Origin of the sequence: Prevotella sp. MA2016 (assembly GCF_000619825.1) — a bacterium.
Classification (GTDB): Bacteria; Bacteroidota; Bacteroidia; order Bacteroidales; family Bacteroidaceae; genus Prevotella.
On the sequence record NZ_JHUW01000007.1, the window covers coordinates 81,994 to 99,935 of the forward strand.

A 17,942-nucleotide genomic window follows, 5' to 3' on the forward strand; every position below is an offset into this window, starting at 1 on the left:
TGGTAATCTCAGAATTTAGGCGTATCTTTGACCCTCAAAACGAAGCAATACAGACAAAAACGATGGAAGATTTCGTACATCTGCACGTACATACATACTACTCGATACTCGACGGACAGTCGAGCATCAAAAAGCTTGTGGATAAAGCTATCGGCGACGGCATGAAAGGTATGGCCATCACCGACCACGGCGACATGTTTGGTATTAAGGAATTTCACGACATATGCAACGGTGTCAACAAGCAGCGCAAGAAAGAAGGATTGGAGCCTTTCAAGCCCATTTTCGGCTGCGAGATGTATGTGGCACGACGTGGCGACATGATGCTGAAAGAGGGCAAAGAAGACCTGGGTGGATACCACCTTATCGTACTGGCCAAAAACGAGCATGGCTACAAGAACCTGATTAAGCTAGTGAGCAACTCGTGGGTGGATGGTTTCTACAACCGTCCGCGTACCGACCATAAGCAACTGGAGAAGTATCACGAGGACCTGATAGTGTGCTCGGCTTGTATAGCCGGTGAGGTGCCAGCCAAAATCCTGAAAGGCGACATCGAAGGGGCACGCAAGGCCATCGAGTGGCACAAAAACCTGTGGGGCGACGACTACTATCTGGAGCTGCAGCGCCACGAGGTGACCGACCCAAACATCCGTGCCAACCGCGAGACCTTCCCCCTGCAGCAGCAGGCTAACAAGGTGCTCATCGAACTGGCACGCGAATACGGCGTGAAGCTGGTATGCACCAACGACTCTCACTTTGTGGATAAGGAGAACGCCGAGGCCCACGACCATCTGCTGTGCCTGGCCACAGGTAAGGACCTGGACGACCCTACCCGCATGCTCTACTCGAAACAAGAGTGGTTTAAGACGCAGCAGGAGATGAACGACATCTTCAGCGACGTGCCAGAAGCTCTGGCCAACACCGTAGAGATATTAAATAAGGTAGAGACCTACTGTCTGGATGCCGATCCTATCATGCCCTTCTTCCCCATCCCCGAGAGTTTCGGTACCGAGGAGGAATGGCGACAGAAATTCACAGAGCAGCAGTTGTACGACGAGTTTACCACCGACGAGAACGGTGAAAACCCGCTGCCACCAGAGGATGCAGAGAAAAAAATCAAGAAGCTGGGTGGCTACGACAAGATATACCGCATCAAGTTTGAGGCCGACTATCTGGCCAAACTGGCATACGAGGGTGCCGAGAAACGTTACGGCAGCCCCATACCAAAGGATGTTGAGGAGCGCGTTAAGTTTGAGTTGCACATCATGAAGACCATGGGATTCCCTGGCTACTTCCTCATTGTGCAAGACTTTATCAACTCGGCACGCGACGAGCTGGGTGTAATGGTTGGTCCTGGACGTGGTTCGGCTGCCGGTAGTGTGGTGGCCTATTGCCTGGGAATCACCAAGATCGACCCGCTGAAGTACGACCTGCTGTTTGAGCGTTTCCTGAACCCCGACCGTATCTCGCTGCCTGATATCGATACAGACTTTGATGACGACGGACGCGGAAAGGTGCTGAAATGGGTGATGGACAAATACGGCCACGAGAACTGCGCCCATATCATCACCTACGCATCGATGGCCACCAAGAACTCTATTAAGGACGTGGCGCGCGTAGAGAATGTGCCGCTGGCCATATCAAATGCCCTCTGTAAGGCCATACCCGACCGACTGCCCGACGTGGATGGCAAGACGCCAAAGATGAATCTGACCAACGCTATCAAAGCCGTGCCTGAGCTGCAGGAAGCAGAGGCATCTACCGACCCACATCTGGCAAACACCATCAAATATGCCAAGATGCTGGAGGGCACCGTACGCGGTACAGGTATCCATGCCTGTGGATTCATCATCTGCCGCGACCCAATATCCGACCACGTACCCGTATCTACAGCCGACGACCCCGACTTCAAGGGAACAAAGACCAACTGTACGCAATACGACGGACACGTGATTGAATCTACCGGACTCATCAAGATGGACTTCCTCGGACTAAAAACACTTTCCGAGCTGAAGGAAGCCTGCGCCAACATCAAGCGCACACGAAACATCGACGTGGATCTGGATACCATACCTATCGACGACCCAAAGACGTATGAGTTGTATCAGCAGGGACGCACCATCGGTACCTTCCAGTTTGAGTCGGCAGGTATGCAGAAATACCTGCGCGAACTGCATCCGACGGTGTTTGAAGACCTAATTGCGATGAACGCCCTCTACCGACCGGGACCTATGGACTACATCCCCGACTTCATCAAGCGTAAGAACGGACTGGAGCCCATCACCTACCCCATCGATTGCATGGAGAAGTATCTGAAAGATACCTACGGCATCACCGTTTATCAGGAGCAGGTGATGCTGCTGAGCCGACAGCTGGCCGACTTCACACGAGGTGAGAGCGACGCGCTGCGTAAGGCCATGGGTAAGAAGAAGAAAGATATCGTTGACGCCATGAAACCTAAGTTTATCGAAGGTGGAAAAAAGAACGGTCACGATCCACAAATACTCGAAAAGATATGGGCCGACTGGGAGAAGTTTGCCTCGTATGCATTCAATAAATCTCATGCAGCTTGCTACTCGTGGGTGGCCTACCAGACGGCTTATCTGAAAGCCAACTTCCCTGCTGAATATATGGCTGCCATCATGACCCGTCGCCGCGACCAGATAACTGAAATCACCAAGTTGATGGACGAATGCAAACAGATGGGTATTGCAACGCTTGGACCTGACGTGAACGAGAGTTACGAGAAGTTTGGTGTGAACCACCACGGCGAAATCCGATTCGGACTGGGTGCCATCAAGGGCATGGGCGACTCAGCAGCCCTCTCTATCATCGAAGAGCGCGAGAAGAACGGTCCTTTCAAGGATGTATATGACTTTGCACAACGCGTGAACTTTTCTGCCGTGAACCGTAAGGCTTTCGAGTCGCTGGCACTGAGTGGCGGTTTCGACTCGTTCGGCATCCGTCGCGAAGACTACTTTGCTAAGAACCCCAAGGGAGAGACATTTATCGAGATGCTATGCCGTTATGGTCAGCTTTACCAGCAGGAGCAGGCTGAGATGAAGAACTCGCTGTTCGGCATGTTTGGTGAAGGCGTGGAAATAGCTCAGCCTCAGCCCCCCAAGAACGACATCCGCTGGAGCGACATCGAGCGACTGAACAAAGAGCGTGAGCTGGTGGGCATCTATCTCTCGGCTCATCCTTTGGACGAATACAGGATTATACTCGACAACTTGTGCAACACTAGATGTGCCGAATTGGCAGATGTGGCAAAGTTGGCAGACCGCGAGGATGTCATACTTGGCGGCATCGTGACAGCCGTAAAGACCGGCTTCACCAAGACAGGAAAACCCTATGGTGTGGTAACACTCGAAGACTTCGAAGGTTCGGGCGAGCTCTTCATGATGGGTGAGGAATGGGGCCAGCGAGCAGGTATGTTCTCCATCGGTGCCTCGGTTTACGTCACAGGTAAAGTGAAGTCTAGATTCATGTATAACGAAAATGGTCCGAAAGACCTGAAGATAGGCGGTGTGGACTTCCTGCAGTCTATTAAGGAACGCGCCATCGACCGTATCACCATCTCGCTGCAAACCGACCAAGTGGACGATGAACTAGTGAATGACCTGACAGAGATCATCAACGAGACTCCAGGAAAGACAAAACTTTTCTTCCAGTTGCGCGACTCATCAGGCAAGCAACACGTGCTGCTGCGCAGTAAGCGCGAGGGCATCGATGTAAAGAACAAACTCATCGAATACATCAATACGCACGAAGGGGTGTCATACTCCATCAATTAATGGCATGCTATTTGCAGTTAACAAAACAGTTCACATAGTATTCACATAATTAAACTGAAAAAAACAATGGAAGTAACAATTACGAAAGAAAACTTTGCAAGTCTGAAGGCTGGCAACCTGCCTTTAGTAGTAGATTTTTGGGCTACTTGGTGCGGACCATGCCGTATGGTGGCTCCCATTATCGAAGAATTGGCCGCTAAATACGACGGCAAGATCGTTGTAGGAAAGTGCGACGTTGAGGACAACGACGAACTGGCTGCCGAGTTTGGCATCCGCAACATTCCTACCATCCTGTTCTTCAAGAACGGAGAGGTAGTAGATAAGCTCATCGGCGCTCAGTCGAAGGCTAAGTTCGAAGAGAAATTCGAAGCTCTGCTGTAATTACTCACAGCAAAGCTCCACTTTATTATCCGACGGTGACCACACGGTTGCCGTCGTTTTTTTCTTCTATCGTCACCTTCACGGCATCCTCAGGCAGCACCTCTTCTATCAGCTCGGGCCATTCTATCAGACATAGGCAACCACTGTAGAAATAGTCCTCGTATCCCATATCATAAACCTCATCAAGCTTCTTGATGCGGTAGAAGTCGAAGTGGTAGATGCTCTCACCCTCACCCGATGTGTACTCATTAATAATAGCAAACGTAGGACTTGTGATAACATCATCCACACCCAAAGCCTCGCAAACGGCCTTGATAAATGTTGTTTTTCCGGCACCCATCTTGCCATAGAAGGCAAACACGCGGCGACTGCCCATCTGCGCAATAAACTCACGAGCGGCATCACCAATCTGTTCTAAACTGTTAATCTTAATCTCCATCATATATTTACTTTTTTACCTTTTTATATTCTTACCTTTAAGCGTAATCAACGGCACAATCATCTCTTCCATCGAGATGCCTCCATGCTGGAAGGTGTCGCGGTAATACGATACATAATAGTTATAGTTGTTAGGATAAGCAAAGAACGAATCGCCTGTGGCAAAGACATAACTCGTAGAAAGGTTGGGCTGTGGCAGCTTGGCCTTACGCGGGTCTTTAATCACAAACAGGTTCTTGTCGTCGTAGCTCAGGTTCTTACCCAGCTTGTAGCGCAGGTTGGTATTGGTATTACGGTCGCCCACAATTTTCACTGGCTGCGTACAGCGGATACTGCCATGATCGGTGGTCACAATGACTTTGCAGTCCATCTGTGCCAACTGACGGAACATGTCGCGTATGACAGAATGGCAAAACCATGACAGCGTGATACTGCGATATGCACTCTCGTTATTAGCCAACTCACGCACCATTTTCGACTCTGTACGCGCATGGCTCAGCATGTCAATAAAGTTGAATACCACCACGTTCAACGGGTTCTTCTCGATCGTGTTCAGTTGCTGCATCAACTTTTCGGCCTCAGCTTGGGTGTTTATCTTATGATACGAAAAACTCTCTTTGCGACGGAAACGTTCCATCTGTGTGCATATGAGCGGTTCTTCGTTCAGGTTCTTTCCCTCCTCTTCGTCTTCATCCACCCAGAGCTCAGGAAACATCTCCTGGATTTTATTTGGCATCAAACCGCTAAAGATGGCATTGCGGGCATACTGAGTGGCCGTTGGCAGGATACTGAAATACATATCCTCGTCGATATCAAAATAATCGCTCAGCTCGTGCGACAACATGCGCCACTGGTCGTAGCGGAAGTTATCAAGCACCACTAGAAAAACTTTCTCACCTGCACTAAGCAAAGGGAAAACCTTGGTTTTAAAGATGTCGGGGGAAAGAAGCGGACCATCGAACTCCCGAATCCAATCCAGATAATTCTGCTTGATGAATTTAGCAAAGCCATTGTTAGCCTCTTGCTTCTGCATCTGTAGCATCTCGGTCATGCTGCTATCGGTAGAACTCAGCTCCAGCTCCCAATGCACCAGGCGCTTGTACACCTGCACCCAGTCGCGCCACGTACGACAGTCTAGAATCTGCATGGCCATCTGCTGGAAATTCTGCTGATACTTACTCTGGGTAATCTCTGTTTCGATAGCACGACGATGGATGTTCTTCTTAAGCGCCAACAGTATCTGATTGGGATTCACAGGCTTTATCAGATAGTCGGCTATCTTCTGGCCGATGGCCTGCTCCATGATATTCTCCTCCTCACTCTTGGTCACCATCACCACAGGCATAGAAGGACAAATCTCCTTCAACTGCTGCAGGGTTTCAAGTCCACTGATACCAGGCATCTGCTCATCGAGTAGCACCAAATCGAAATTGCGCTGCCGGCACAGGTCGATGGCATCGGTACCATTGCTCACGGTCACGATTTCATAGCCTTTTTTCTCGAGGAACAGGATGTGTGCCCTCAACTGCTCAATCTCATCATCTACCCAAAGTAACAATCCATTTGTCATATCTCGTAGCTTTTAATTACCAGAAATCATCATCAAAGTCGAATGTCTGCTGCTGTTTTTTCTTGGTGGCAGGCACTACAGGCTGGGCAGGCTTTTCGGGCACGATATCCTCCACATCAGGAGCATCGATAGCCTCAGGATTCTGCAACAGATTTTCCTTATTAACCTGCATAGGAGCCAGCTCACGCTCATAGAAAAGTTGATACTCATCATAGGTAAGTTGGGTGCCCAATAGTGGCAGATTCTTCTCACTCAGAATGAGATGCATCACACCGGCCATACGAGCGCGTAAGGGCGCGTTGTCATACAGCATACGGGCATACTGCAAAGCCTCATCGTAGCTCAGGAATCCGCTCACCAACATTCGGTTCAGATCACCATCCTGGTCTATCTGTATCTCGAAATTGCGCACCAGGAAGTTGGTAAAGTTATAGCGCGCCAATTCGAACAGCAACTGATTCTGATTCACTGAGTCGGGATGATATACCAGCATAAACAGATAACGATCGGTGCGGTCGGTGCTCAGCGTATCGGCTTTGGTTGAATCGGCAGTCAACACGATGTCGCGCTGTGTCCACACATCGCTGATATCAAACTTTCCGCCACGCAACTTACGACCGTCCTGTACGCCCTTGACAATCATGCCTGCCAACTGACTGACCTCGCTCTCGGGATATTTCTCCACAACCTGCTGCAACTGCTGAAGACAAGCATCACCATCGCCCTCGTTAAGTGCACTCAGTCCACTAATGAACATAAACTTATCGCGATGGGCACCTTGGGCAAAACGGCTTTCCGACATAGCGGCATTATGCTTCACCTCTCCAGCACGGTCATGCTTAAAGGCATCGTAAGTGGCAGCATAGAGAGAGTCTTCCATCTGCTCGCCAAAGCGGGCATTCTCTGCATAGTATGGATCGGCAAGCAGCTGTGTCCATTCACTGTCAGTCCAGTCGGTCTTCATGCGTGCCAGGCAGTCGGCGGCTTCAGCATGCTGCCCCAAGCGCGAATAGAGCAACCACAGATGATACCAGGCCTCATCGGCATGCTCGTAGTCGGGATAGTCAGTAGTGAGTCGGTGCAGATATCGGTAGCTCACGGGCAGACAATCCATCTTGTCTTTCAGAATGATACCCGCCTGCAGCAGACTCTCCTTAATGATTTCGTGACAGGCGGCTTGCTGTTCCTCAGTGAATGGAATCTGCGCAAGATAGTATTCGCGTTTGTGAGGATCGAGTGCAACAGTATCCTTAGTCTCCTCCACCAGCTCGTCGTGTTGTGACAGACTATCTTCCTCAGCCTCATCGGATGATGGCACATGGAGTACCGTTTTATTACTTCGTCGCCAGTTGTCGATATTCTCTCGACGGCCCCACTTACGTTGGAAAGTGACCTTACCCTGACTCACAGCCGTGGGGTTATAGAAATACCAGGTGCCGGGTGATGGCTGATGGGTGATGGTGGATGGCTGCTGGCGGCGATTGGAAAAGTTATCGGCTGCCTGCAATTCCGGCAACTGGGTGTCAGCCTGAGTAGCAAGCTCTGCATCACGCGCCTCTTTCTCTTGCTGTTTCAGCGCAGCAATCACACGGTCGATAGCCTGATTGCGCGCCTTCTCATCCATCTTCGCCAGCGCCAAAAGCGAGTCTTGCAGATGGATGGCCTCAGTATGTGGCACCAACTCGTCGAGCACCTTCGAGCGCTGCGAGAGTTCTTCGTAATCCTTGCGCTCCTTATCCAACAGTCCGATGGCCTCACCATAGGAACGCTGAGCATCAGCAAACTGTTCGCGCTGCCAGTACAGATTGCCAAGGGTGAGCAACAGCACTCCCTTCTCAATACCATTACGAGTAGATTTCTTGTTACCTTGCTCGTAGGCCGTGATAGCTTGCAGGGTGTCGCCCTGTGCCAGGTGGATATTGCCTATAGCATAATACACCTGGTCAAGGTATTCAGCATTGTTATCATTGGCAGCCATACGCTTCAGACGACTAATCATCTGCCGACCATTATTCTTGGCTAGCACCTCGGTCTGAGCTATACGGGCATTGAACTCAAGTTCGTAAGGCGGACTGCAGCGTATCACACGACTGTAAGCCTGATAAGCCTGCTGCTGATGGCCCTGCAGGTTTTCTATTTGCCCCATCAGAAACCACATACGGGCGCGCTGCGTCTTGCAGCGCTCGTGCTTGATGGCCTTGCGCAGGTAGGGGGTAGCCTTGTCGTACTGGGCGGTAGTGATGTAATAGTTGGCATAGGTATAGTCCCAATCTTTCACTGCACGAAAGTCCATCGAGTCGCGGCTCATGTTGCGTATCACGTCTTCAGCATCATATCGCCATCCCAACATGGTGAAGCTTTTAGCCAGCCAGGCACGCGCCAGTCCGCTGCGCATCGGATTGCCCTGATACAGGCGTGCCATATACGAGAAGGTGGCGGCAGACTCTTCGAACTGTCCCATCTGAAACTGTGCCTTACCCATCATGAGCCAGGCTTTCCACAAGAAGGGATTCCACTCCCTACCCTTCTCCTTGATGCTATGGCGCTGGATGGCTTTCTCCATCTTCTCCACCGTACGCTCATAGTTTGCCTGACCGATATCGCGACTAGCCTTGAGTCCAACCGGATAGAGGGGCAACAGTTCGGTGTAGTTGTCCTTGTGACCTTTCTCTTTTTCAAGATTTCCGTCGATAAAGGCCATGTGCCCATTATAATAGGTATTATAACGGGCGTTGAAAGCATGCCAGAATCGACTCTTGGGGGTATTTTTTTGCGTAGAACAGCCTACTATCGCCAGCGCGATAGTAAGAATCATCATCATGTTCTTCGCCCTATCCATCACTCAACTCTCAACACTTTTCGATTTCTTCTTTTCCTCTATCAAGCAGTGTATCTTGCACGAACCTTCGTCGGCTGCAGTACAGGTAGAGCAGTCGTGACCTGTGACTATCTGGTCGTTACTCTTATCAAACATGTTGGCCACAAGGGCTATCAGGCCCAATGCCAACAACATGGCTACACACACTAACGCAAACGTCATAATTGTCAATTATCAATTATAAATTATCAATTTCAAATCCTGAAGATTTGAGATCGTCCCAGAATTTAGGATAAGACTTAGTCACCACTTGTGGATTGTTGATAATGAGTCCACTGGTCTTCATGGCATAGGGTGCAAAAGCCAATGCCATGCGATGGTCTTCATAGGTGTCGATGCCAGCTTCGAGGTTGGGCTCACAGCACTCACCGTCCCAGTATAATTCACTATCGTTGGCATCATGTATCACGTAACCCAGCTTCAGCATCTCTGTCTTCAGGGCAGCGATACGGTCGGTCTCCTTGATTTTCAAGGTAGACAGTCCTTTAAAGTGGAAGGGGATATCGAGCGCAGCACAAGTCACGACAAAAGTCTGAGCCAAATCGGGCGCATTCACAAAGTCGTACTCCAACTTCGACACGCCGCGACCATTCTTTTTCAGTGTCACCATCTGCGGCACACCCTTAGTCTGGGTTTCGAATGTAGTCTTAACGCCCAGCAAACTGAAGATGTAACGAGTGGTAGAATCACCCTGCATCGAGCCATCCATCAGACCAGTGAGCTTCACTTCGGCATCACGGTCGTTCGAGAGTGCCACCATCTCATACCAGTAGCTGGCACCACTCCAGTCACTCTCTATGTAGTAATCACGATTCTTATAAGGTTTGTGAGCCACGGTGATGGTGTCTGCCGAACTCCACTTGGCTTCAGCACCAAACTCGCCCATCATCCACAATGTAAGGTCGATATAAGGGCGCGATATGATGTCGCCTGTGAGCTGCAGGGTGAGCCCCTCCTTAAGCATAGGACCTATCATAAGCAGAGCAGAGATATACTGCGAACTCACATTACCCGGTATCTCCAACTGTCCGCCAACAAACTGACTGCCAATAATCTTCAGAGGCGGAAAGCCCTCCTCGCCTACATACTCAATCTGAGCCCCCAACTTACGCAGGGCATCAACGAGGATGGATATCGGACGGTGCTTCATGCGCTCTGTACCTGTAATTATATGCGTACCGCTCATCACGCTCAAATAGGCGGTCATAAAGCGCATGGCTGTGCCTGCAGCCTTGATGTTTATCTCGTCGGGCATATCGCGCAAGGCATCGATAATCACCTCAGTATCGTCGCAATCGCTCAGATTCCGAGGCAGATTGCTACCTCCGCTAAGGGCATAGATAATGAGCGCACGATTGGATATGCTTTTGGATGCTGGCAACTGGATGGTCTGAGCCAAACGTTCAGGTGCCGTGAGTCTATATTGCTTCATTGTCTTGTATCTGTCGATTTAATTGCATGCAAAGATACGCATTTTCGGCCACTAAGCACGCATTTTCACACATTTTATTACTATTATCCTCTTAATGTGTGTTAATCCTTGTGCGAGTTCGTATTTTTTTTATACTTTTGCAGCCAGAACAAAACAATTTTATACGATATGAACTACATGAAATCTACTCTACTGGCAGCCATCATTGGCCTCATGCCTATCGTACCAGCTAACGCACAAAGCGATAAGGTACTGAAAGAAAAGAATCCTGAGTTTTTCAAAACCGAAGAAGCTCGCCGTATCGGCGACCAGCTACTGATTTGGCAGCGCAACACAGGCGGCTGGCCCAAGAACGTAGATATGGTGACACCACTCTCCGACCAACAGCGCGAGGTGATCATCAAGGATAAGCAGGTGACCGACGACTCGACAATCGACAACGGTGCTACCACCATGCAAATGAACTTCTTGGCACGATTGTATCAGCAGACTAAGGATGAGCACTATCGCGAGGCTTTCAAGAAGGGTGTAAACTACATTTTGGACGGACAGTACGAAAACGGCGGATGGCCACAGTTCTGGCCTACCCAGCGCGACTATCAGGTGCAGATAACCTACAACGACGATGCTATTGTGAATATTCTGACCATGATGCGCGACATACTGAATGGCAAGGAGCAGTATGCCGGACTGAGCGACGAGAAGCTGAACGCGCAGATCGATAAGTCGTTTAAGAAAGGTATTGAATGCATTCTGAACACGCAGATAAAGATTGACGACACGCTGACCGTATGGTGCCAGCAGCACGACCGCAAGACACTCTACCCTACTTATGCCCGCGCCTACGAACTGCCCTCATACTGCTCGATGGAGAGTGCCAGCATCGTACGATTCCTGATGAGCCTGCCCAACCCCGACGAGCGCGTACGACGCTCTATCCACAGCGCTATGGCTTGGTTTGAGAAGAATAAGATTACAGGCTACCGACTGGTGAAGATTGGTAAGAAAGGTGAGCCTGGAGCCGACACTCGCCTGGTGCCCGACCCCAAAGCCGGCCCACTGTGGGCACGCTTCTACGACCTGCTGAACTGCCAGCCGTTTGTATGCGACCGCGATGGCATGCCCCGCAAGCACCTTTCGGACATCGGCCCTGAGCGCCGCAATGGCTACAGCTGGTACAACGACCGTCCAGCAACGCTGTATGAAAAGTACGAAAAATGGAAAAATAAGTGGGAAAACAAGAAAAAGTGACCCAAAAATTTGGTTAGTTCAAAAAAACCACGTACCTTTGCACCCGCATTCGACAATAACGGTCGGTTGCAGCCGAATTTTGGATCGGGATTTAGCGCAGTTGGTAGCGCACACGTCTGGGGGGCGCGAGGTCGCTGGTTCGAGTCCAGTAATCCCGACATAAATAGCGAGAGAATCGAAAGATTCCCTCGCTTTTTTGTTTATTATACTTTTGACTTAATAATGTTTCTGGGCGTCGATGATGAAATGGAAGGTTTCACCATCTACAGGGATGTTAAGCAGCAGATACTTGGTGCTGACGTGCTTGATGGCAATGAAACCTTCGTGCTCCTCGTCGGCAAAGATGGTGTTAGCACGCCAGTAGCCCTCGCTGATGCGCCTCTTCTCAGCATGACGCTCAGCCTCGGCCTCATCAATTCTCTTCTCGCGATGCACATCGTTCCAAAACTGCTGGCGCTCGTCGGTCTCGCCAATGCTCTCTACACCTGCCACCACCAGTTCGGTCAGAAAACTGCCCCACCACATAGAGCGGCTCACTTTTTTTGAATATTTCTCTGGCGTGTATATAGTCAGCTGATCGCGCTCCATACCTGTAGTGTCGCCTTTGGCCAGGAATCGCTCCGTGCGATAGCGGGTGTATTTACTATCATTGCCAGGAATGGCGAATGCCTCGGCAGTGATGGTCTTAGGTTCAAACACAAAAGCCCTACCACTCTCATTGATGATAGAGATGTGGGGCTCGAAAATACCACCTACAGTGGGATCAACCACCACGGTGATGCCACGATGTGAACAGAAGAACACGTGGCGGTCGTTCTTCACAAACGTGCGATAGGTCTTGGTGTCGGTTTCGGCCAAGGCTGCAGTAATGCAAAAAAATGCCATCATGAAGCATAACAAAACTTTCTTCATACACTAATAGGTTTAAATGATACTGCAAAAGTATAACTTTCTAGCGATAACACAAGAAAGAATTCTCCTAAAAGCCAGTAGGGAATTCCCTAAAGTTATCAAATCCCCGAAACCACGAAAGGTTTTACGATTTTTCACTATCGGAAACCAGAATTATAGAGAAAGTTTTATTACATATAAGTTGCATTTTAATCGAAAGAAATTTGGTAATTCCGAATAATGTTTGTAATTTTGCGGGCCGAAAAAAAGAACAGCAAAAACATGTGTAAGATTAACGGACTGATGATTAGACTTACTGGTAGGTTACCAAAGGGACACAGATTTTATTGTGGTCGCTACCACCGTGGTAGAGCTAAATTCATTTATATACCAACTCACGGCCGCCATGTACTAGACGGCAAATTCAGCTACAAACGGAAACTGGAACACGGAAGGTATCGCAAGGCCGAAGGCAGATACGAACGCAACATAAAAACTGGCAAGTGGAGCTTTGTCAGGTCGGGCCGCAACACCACGATACGCTTAGAGGCCAACTTCAAGAATGGAGCTCTTGATGGCGACTTGCTGTACACATGCGAAGAAAGAACCATCGCAGGATCTATGCGCACCAACCTCAAGATGACCATCGCCGATGGAAAGGTGAAGGGCGCGATAGAAGGCAAGTTTGGCAAGGGCAGTTTCTCTGGCAGATGCGACGATAATGGTCAGCCACATGGTACATGGAGTGTAGTTATCAAAAAGCTATTACACTCTAACGACGAGCTTCGCGAGGTCTGGCGCCATGGCAATCTGGTATATACCGACCTGCAGGAAGAGGAGAAATATCCTAACCCAGAAGCCAGTTTCTTCCGCGCACGCTTTAACTATATCCTTAGTGAAGACATCAACCGCCTACTGAGCATCGCTCCTCAAGGTTCGCGCAACATTTCGCTGGCAATATAGCATAAGCGTTAGTCTCCTATTTTAATACGCCAACGGTTGCGAATGGCCGTGCTGCCCACAGCCACCGTGAGCCATGCTTCGCCACGATAATCAATCGAATCCATCGGCAGTACCACCTCACCCACTAGCTTCAATGTATCAAGTGGCACATCGCCCGAGGCAACCAATCCACCAGCCAGCACCTGATTTGAGTCGTTGGTAAGATAATAGCTGGTGCGAACTCCATGAAGATTGCCATACATGGCATTATAAACATAGATAGGCGCCCGCAGTGTGTCGCTCACAGCAAACTCTGTTTGGGGCAGTTTAACTAAGGGTACAATGGCACGACAGAACTGATTAAACTGGCGCACGAATGCTTTATCCTGATCGTCCCAGCGCTCGTGCAACACACCACTAAAGTCGCCTTTCAGATCACACAGCCCTTCAAGCAGATAGTGGCGACTGCCACCAGTGAGCAACCAGCGCTCCACACCCAACTTATATGCTGCCATATCAAGACCAGCTATTACAGGTTGCTGCAGCTGTACAGGAATTTTAACACCATTATTATATACCATGCACTCATTACCCAGCGTTATCAACACCAGTGAAGGGTGATGACCATAAAGGTCGCAAATGCGGTCCAGCTCATCGGCGCTCTGTACCTCTGGTTGCAGATAGAGCCCCACCTTGTCGGCAGCAGTAAAGGCAGCTTCGGGCGGGCAGTAGCCACGAAAACGCACGTGGTTAAGTCCCAGGTCGCTCAGGCGCTGAAAGATATGCTTCCATGCGGCTTCATCCATCGGCATGCGCCCACTCATAGGGAAATAATCATCCATCACGCAGCCACGCAGATAGACAGGATGGCGATTCACAAACAGCTGTCCATCCACTACCCCCGCCTCTCGCATACCAAAACTCATCTCTTGATAGTCGTTACCTACACTCAAGCCCAGCCGATAGGTAACAGGATGAAACTCATCCCACAGGCAATCCCGATCGAACACAGGTGTTTCGAGAGTCATATGCTTGGCCGTAATGCCCCACTCGTTCACATAAACCTTGGCCGTATCAACGCCCTCGCGCTGTATCATCGTCTGCACACCAAAGAAACTATAATCAGGCGACTGACCATCCAAACTCAGATCGACGGTGACCAGATTCATAAAGGGGCGCGCCTTTATCCTTAACTTTTGAACATACAAGCCATGCGGCTGTGAACGCAATTCCACACTACCCAGCAGTCCATGTGCATCATGACCAGCTACCCCAACTTCGATGGTGTTGCGCTGACCAGCCACGATATGACGGGTCACATCCAACTCCTGTGGCAAGCAAGTGCGCGTGTTGCCTCCTGCCTCCACACCGTTCACACGAATGGTAGTAGCACCTAAAGGGCGCTCCAAGTAGAGCACTACACGTCGCTTGTTCCACTTTTGTGGCACATAAACACTCTGACGATAAACAGCACTGCTGTCGGCATAAGCAGGTTCGAGCAGCCGAACCACATCTTGAGCCGAGGTTGTAATGGCAAGTACAAGAAATACAATGGTAGATAAAATCTGTTTCATGCCGCAAAAATACGGCTTTTTTCTGTATTAGCAAAGAAAAATATAAAAAAAAGGCAATCAGTGTGAATACTGACTGCCTTCTTTGTAGCGGGACCCAGGATTGAACTGGGGACCTCATGATTATGAATCATGCGCTCTAACCAGCTGAGCTATCCCGCCATATCGCTGTTTTGCGGGTGCAAAGGTACTACTTTTTTTGTAACTACCAAAATTTTTCGGCAAAAAGTTTTGTTTTTCATGGAATTTTTGTAATTTTGCAGCATAAATCATGACTATAATCTATAATTTCTAACCCAAAAACATATGGGAAAGCAAAAAATAGACATCGAATATCCACTGGCCACCACGTCGCCAGCTATCATCTGGGAACAGATAAGTAGCGCCCACGGATTGGAGCGCTGGTTTGCCGACCACGTCACTGAAGAGGACGGGGTTTTTACGTTTATATGGGGAGAACCCTGGACAGAGCAGGATATCCGTAAAGCCCACATCGTAGATTCCGTAAAATACGACCATATCCGACTGAAATGGGACTATGAAGATGAGGACGACGACGAGTCATACTGGGAAATGTGCATCACCAAGAGCGACCTGACCCACCACCTGAATCTCACCATCACCGACTTTGCTGAAGATGACGACATTGATGGGCTTAAGATTCTATGGGAGAGCTGTTTGGACAATCTGCACCGCGCCAGCGGACTCTGAAAAAGCTAAAAAAGTGATAAATATTATAAATAAGGTGTGATTCTGAATTTTTATTTGTAATTTTGCAGCCAAAATTGCAAAATAGCAAATGTTTCGAATCAAGAAGCTAGATATATTCATTGCCAAGCAGTTTGGCATGTTGTTCGTAGGAACTTTCTTCATCTGCCAGTTTGTGCTGATGATGCAGTTCTTATGGCGCTATGTGGATGAGATTATCGGAAAAGGACTCTCTCTTGAGGTGATGGCCCAGTTCTTCTGGTATATGGGACTGATGCTCATGCCTCAGGCATTCCCGTTGGCCATCCTGCTCTCATCACTCATCGCCTTTGGTAATCTTGGCGAGAGTTCGGAGCTTACTGCCATCAAGGCCGCAGGCATTTCACTGATACAGGCATTCCGATCGCTTATCGTCATCTCAGTACTCATGGCTGGTGTTTCGTTCTATTTTCAGAACGTGGTAGGTCCACAAGCCAACCAGGACTTCTACAGACTGTTGCTAGGTATGAAACAGAAAAGTCCTGAGGCCGACATCCCAGAAGGTGTATTCTACGACGGCATTCCATCTACCAATATCTACGTTCAAAAGAAAGACATGAACACCGGCATGCTATACGGCATCATGATATACCGTATGACAGGCAGCTATGAGGATCAGGCCATCATCCTGGCCGACTCAGGTATGATGCAAAGCACCGCTGAGAAGAAGCACCTGTTGCTGAACCTCTATAACGGCGTGTGGAATGAGAACATGCGCTCACAGGACCTGGCTGGTACAGCCGACGTGCCTTATCGCCGTGAGACCTTCGTACACAAACGCATCGTACTCGACTTCGATGGCGGCTTCAGCATGGCCGATATCAGTGATATTGCAGGAGATGCTCGTGCAAAAAGCTTAGGAAAGATTCTGCACGACAAGGACTCACTACAGGAATTCAACGACAGCGTAGGTCGCGCTTACTATGAAGATGCCAAGCGCTTCTTCTTTACAAGAAACATTGTTTCTCAAAGCGACTCTATCAAGATTTCCAAACTCGTGGCTCAGAACGACAACTCTATCGACTCGATGTTTACAAAGCTGAGCGACATCCAAAAGAAGTCCACCCTGCAGTCGGCCATCAGCAGCGCACAGTCGTGCGCCAGCGACCTGGAGATGAAAGGCACTTATGCAGGCAGTCTGCATCGCTATTTCCGCACCCACCAGATTCAGGCCATTCTTAAGTTCACACTGGCCTTTACATGCATCATCTTCTTCTTTATCGGAGCTCCTCTGGGCGCCATCATCCGAAAAGGTGGTCTGGGCGTGCCTGTCATCATATCAGTACTGGTGTTTATCGTTTATTACATCCTCGACAACACTGGTATGCGAATGGCACGTGATGACCAGTGGACCGTGTGGTACGGTATGACTATATCGACCGTTGTGCTAACACCAATCGCTGTATTCTTCACCTACAAGGCCAACAACGATTCGGTGGTGTTCAATATCGACATGTATAAGCAGATACTGATGCACATACTCGGCTTGAGAACCCATCGCCACATCTCACGTAAAGAAGTTATCATCGAAGAACCAATGTATGCCCTCGATGCTTACTATCTATTACAGATAAGCAAGGAAATAAAGGAGTACAGCGAAGCCCACAAGCTACTGCGACTGCCCAACCCCATACACGTATTCTTCCGTCCTGGCGACGACCAGACCATACAGCACATCTATAATCAACTGGAAGATGTGATAGATGACCTGAGCAACACCAAGGATGCCCAGATACTGAATGCACTGAACCACTACCCCATCGTGGCTACACATGCCCACACACGTCCGTTCCGCCAGAAGTGGTTGAACATCATGACAGGCATCATCCTGCCATTGGGCTTATTCTTCTACCTACGCATGTGCCGATTCCGTTTGCGCTTGCGTAAGGACCTGAACAATATTCTTGAAACCAACGAGTGGGTATTGGAGCGCGTAGCCAACTTTGCGCCACCATCACCAAGATCGTTCAAAGATCTGGAGAGCATGCCATTCGTGACAGAGCTGGTACGCGATTATGAAGCAAAGAAACATAAGAATTAACTACTA

Annotated in this window: 13 protein-coding genes and 2 tRNA genes; 7 read left to right on the forward strand and 8 right to left on the reverse strand. The window is 49.3% G+C overall.

Annotated features, from left to right (window positions below; translation table 11 throughout):
* Positions 1 to 62: 62 nt before the first annotated feature.
* Entirely contained in the window at positions 63 to 3,794 is a 3,732-nt protein-coding gene (dnaE, locus tag T360_RS0102815; RefSeq protein WP_028911454.1) for a DNA polymerase III subunit alpha, read from the forward strand.
* Positions 3,795 to 3,860: 66 nt separating this feature from the next.
* Positions 3,861 to 4,175, forward strand: coding sequence for a thioredoxin (trxA, locus tag T360_RS0102820; protein WP_028911455.1), 315 nt, complete (start codon positions 3,861 to 3,863; stop codon positions 4,173 to 4,175).
* A 25-nt stretch (positions 4,176 to 4,200) separates the two neighbouring features.
* On the opposite strand, the gene tsaE is transcribed toward trxA, so the two are convergent.
* Genes tsaE through T360_RS0102845 form a run of 5 tightly spaced genes read right to left on the reverse strand, consistent with a single transcriptional unit; the run spans position 4,201 to position 10,493 of the window.
* Entirely contained in the window at positions 4,201 to 4,614 is a 414-nt protein-coding gene (gene tsaE, locus T360_RS0102825; protein WP_028911456.1) for a tRNA (adenosine(37)-N6)-threonylcarbamoyltransferase complex ATPase subunit type 1 TsaE, read from the reverse strand.
* 15 nt (positions 4,615 to 4,629) lie between these two features.
* Positions 4,630 to 6,183 carry a bifunctional response regulator/alkaline phosphatase family protein gene (locus tag T360_RS0102830; RefSeq protein ID WP_028911457.1) on the reverse strand — a complete coding sequence of 518 codons (1,554 nt, stop codon included), beginning with the start codon at positions 6,181 to 6,183 and terminating at the stop codon, positions 4,630 to 4,632.
* A 16-nt stretch (positions 6,184 to 6,199) separates the two neighbouring features.
* The gene (locus T360_RS0102835; RefSeq protein ID WP_231488055.1) at positions 6,200 to 9,022 is read right to left on the reverse strand and encodes a tetratricopeptide repeat protein; all 2,823 of its coding nucleotides are present in this window, start codon (positions 9,020 to 9,022) and stop codon (positions 6,200 to 6,202) included.
* A 3-nt stretch (positions 9,023 to 9,025) separates the two neighbouring features.
* Complete coding sequence (locus T360_RS14485; protein ID WP_036928676.1) at positions 9,026 to 9,223, reverse strand: hypothetical protein; 198 nt, start codon at positions 9,221 to 9,223, stop codon at positions 9,026 to 9,028.
* 16 nt (positions 9,224 to 9,239) lie between these two features.
* Positions 9,240 to 10,493 (reverse strand): 3-phosphoshikimate 1-carboxyvinyltransferase, encoded by a 1,254-nt coding sequence (locus T360_RS0102845; RefSeq protein WP_028911459.1) that lies wholly within the window; start codon positions 10,491 to 10,493, stop codon positions 9,240 to 9,242.
* Positions 10,494 to 10,661: 168 nt separating this feature from the next.
* Between T360_RS0102845 and pelA the strand changes: the two genes are divergently transcribed.
* Together pelA and T360_RS0102855 are read left to right on the forward strand one after the other, a co-directional pair.
* Complete coding sequence (gene pelA / locus T360_RS0102850; protein WP_028911460.1) at positions 10,662 to 11,744, forward strand: pectate lyase; 1,083 nt, start codon at positions 10,662 to 10,664, stop codon at positions 11,742 to 11,744.
* Positions 11,745 to 11,829: 85 nt separating this feature from the next.
* Positions 11,830 to 11,902 (forward strand) — tRNA-Pro (locus T360_RS0102855).
* Between the two features lie 58 nt (positions 11,903 to 11,960).
* On the opposite strand, the gene T360_RS0102860 is transcribed toward T360_RS0102855, so the two are convergent.
* Positions 11,961 to 12,656 (reverse strand): hypothetical protein, encoded by a 696-nt coding sequence (locus T360_RS0102860; protein WP_028911461.1) that lies wholly within the window; start codon positions 12,654 to 12,656, stop codon positions 11,961 to 11,963.
* A 261-nt stretch (positions 12,657 to 12,917) separates the two neighbouring features.
* Between T360_RS0102860 and T360_RS0102870 the strand changes: the two genes are divergently transcribed.
* Positions 12,918 to 13,598, forward strand: coding sequence for a hypothetical protein (locus tag T360_RS0102870; protein ID WP_155949370.1), 681 nt, complete (start codon positions 12,918 to 12,920; stop codon positions 13,596 to 13,598).
* An 8-nt stretch (positions 13,599 to 13,606) separates the two neighbouring features.
* On the opposite strand, the gene T360_RS0102875 is transcribed toward T360_RS0102870, so the two are convergent.
* Positions 13,607 to 15,151: a hypothetical protein gene (locus T360_RS0102875; RefSeq protein ID WP_028911464.1), complete on the reverse strand. Its 1,545-nt coding sequence runs from the start codon at positions 15,149 to 15,151 to the stop codon at positions 13,607 to 13,609.
* Between the two features lie 85 nt (positions 15,152 to 15,236).
* Positions 15,237 to 15,310 (reverse strand) — tRNA-Met (locus tag T360_RS0102880).
* 144 nt (positions 15,311 to 15,454) lie between these two features.
* Between T360_RS0102880 and T360_RS0102885 the strand changes: the two genes are divergently transcribed.
* Together T360_RS0102885 and T360_RS14490 are read left to right on the forward strand one after the other, a co-directional pair.
* Complete coding sequence (locus T360_RS0102885; protein WP_028911465.1) at positions 15,455 to 15,859, forward strand: START-like domain-containing protein; 405 nt, start codon at positions 15,455 to 15,457, stop codon at positions 15,857 to 15,859.
* 88 nt (positions 15,860 to 15,947) lie between these two features.
* On the forward strand, positions 15,948 to 17,936 hold the full coding sequence (locus T360_RS14490; RefSeq protein WP_036928679.1) for an LptF/LptG family permease: 1,989 nt from the start codon (positions 15,948 to 15,950) through the stop codon (positions 17,934 to 17,936).
* Positions 17,937 to 17,942 lie beyond the last annotated feature (6 nt).

Coding starts and splice junctions, on each gene's coding strand:
- T360_RS0102835 (WP_231488055.1), bottom strand. CDS start 9,022: ATGGATAGGGCGAAGAACATGATGATGATTCTTACTATCGCGCTGGCG.
- dnaE (WP_028911454.1), top strand. CDS start 63: ATGGAAGATTTCGTACATCTGCACGTACATACATACTACTCGATACTC.
- T360_RS0102875 (WP_028911464.1), bottom strand. CDS start 15,151: ATGAAACAGATTTTATCTACCATTGTATTTCTTGTACTTGCCATTACA.
- pelA (WP_028911460.1), top strand. CDS start 10,662: ATGAACTACATGAAATCTACTCTACTGGCAGCCATCATTGGCCTCATG.
- T360_RS0102830 (WP_028911457.1), bottom strand. CDS start 6,183: ATGACAAATGGATTGTTACTTTGGGTAGATGATGAGATTGAGCAGTTG.
- T360_RS0102860 (WP_028911461.1), bottom strand. CDS start 12,656: ATGAAGAAAGTTTTGTTATGCTTCATGATGGCATTTTTTTGCATTACT.
- T360_RS0102845 (WP_028911459.1), bottom strand. CDS start 10,493: ATGAAGCAATATAGACTCACGGCACCTGAACGTTTGGCTCAGACCATC.
- trxA (WP_028911455.1), top strand. CDS start 3,861: ATGGAAGTAACAATTACGAAAGAAAACTTTGCAAGTCTGAAGGCTGGC.
- T360_RS0102870 (WP_155949370.1), top strand. CDS start 12,918: ATGTGTAAGATTAACGGACTGATGATTAGACTTACTGGTAGGTTACCA.
- tsaE (WP_028911456.1), bottom strand. CDS start 4,614: ATGGAGATTAAGATTAACAGTTTAGAACAGATTGGTGATGCCGCTCGT.
- T360_RS14490 (WP_036928679.1), top strand. CDS start 15,948: ATGTTTCGAATCAAGAAGCTAGATATATTCATTGCCAAGCAGTTTGGC.
- T360_RS0102885 (WP_028911465.1), top strand. CDS start 15,455: ATGGGAAAGCAAAAAATAGACATCGAATATCCACTGGCCACCACGTCG.
- T360_RS14485 (WP_036928676.1), bottom strand. CDS start 9,223: ATGACGTTTGCGTTAGTGTGTGTAGCCATGTTGTTGGCATTGGGCCTG.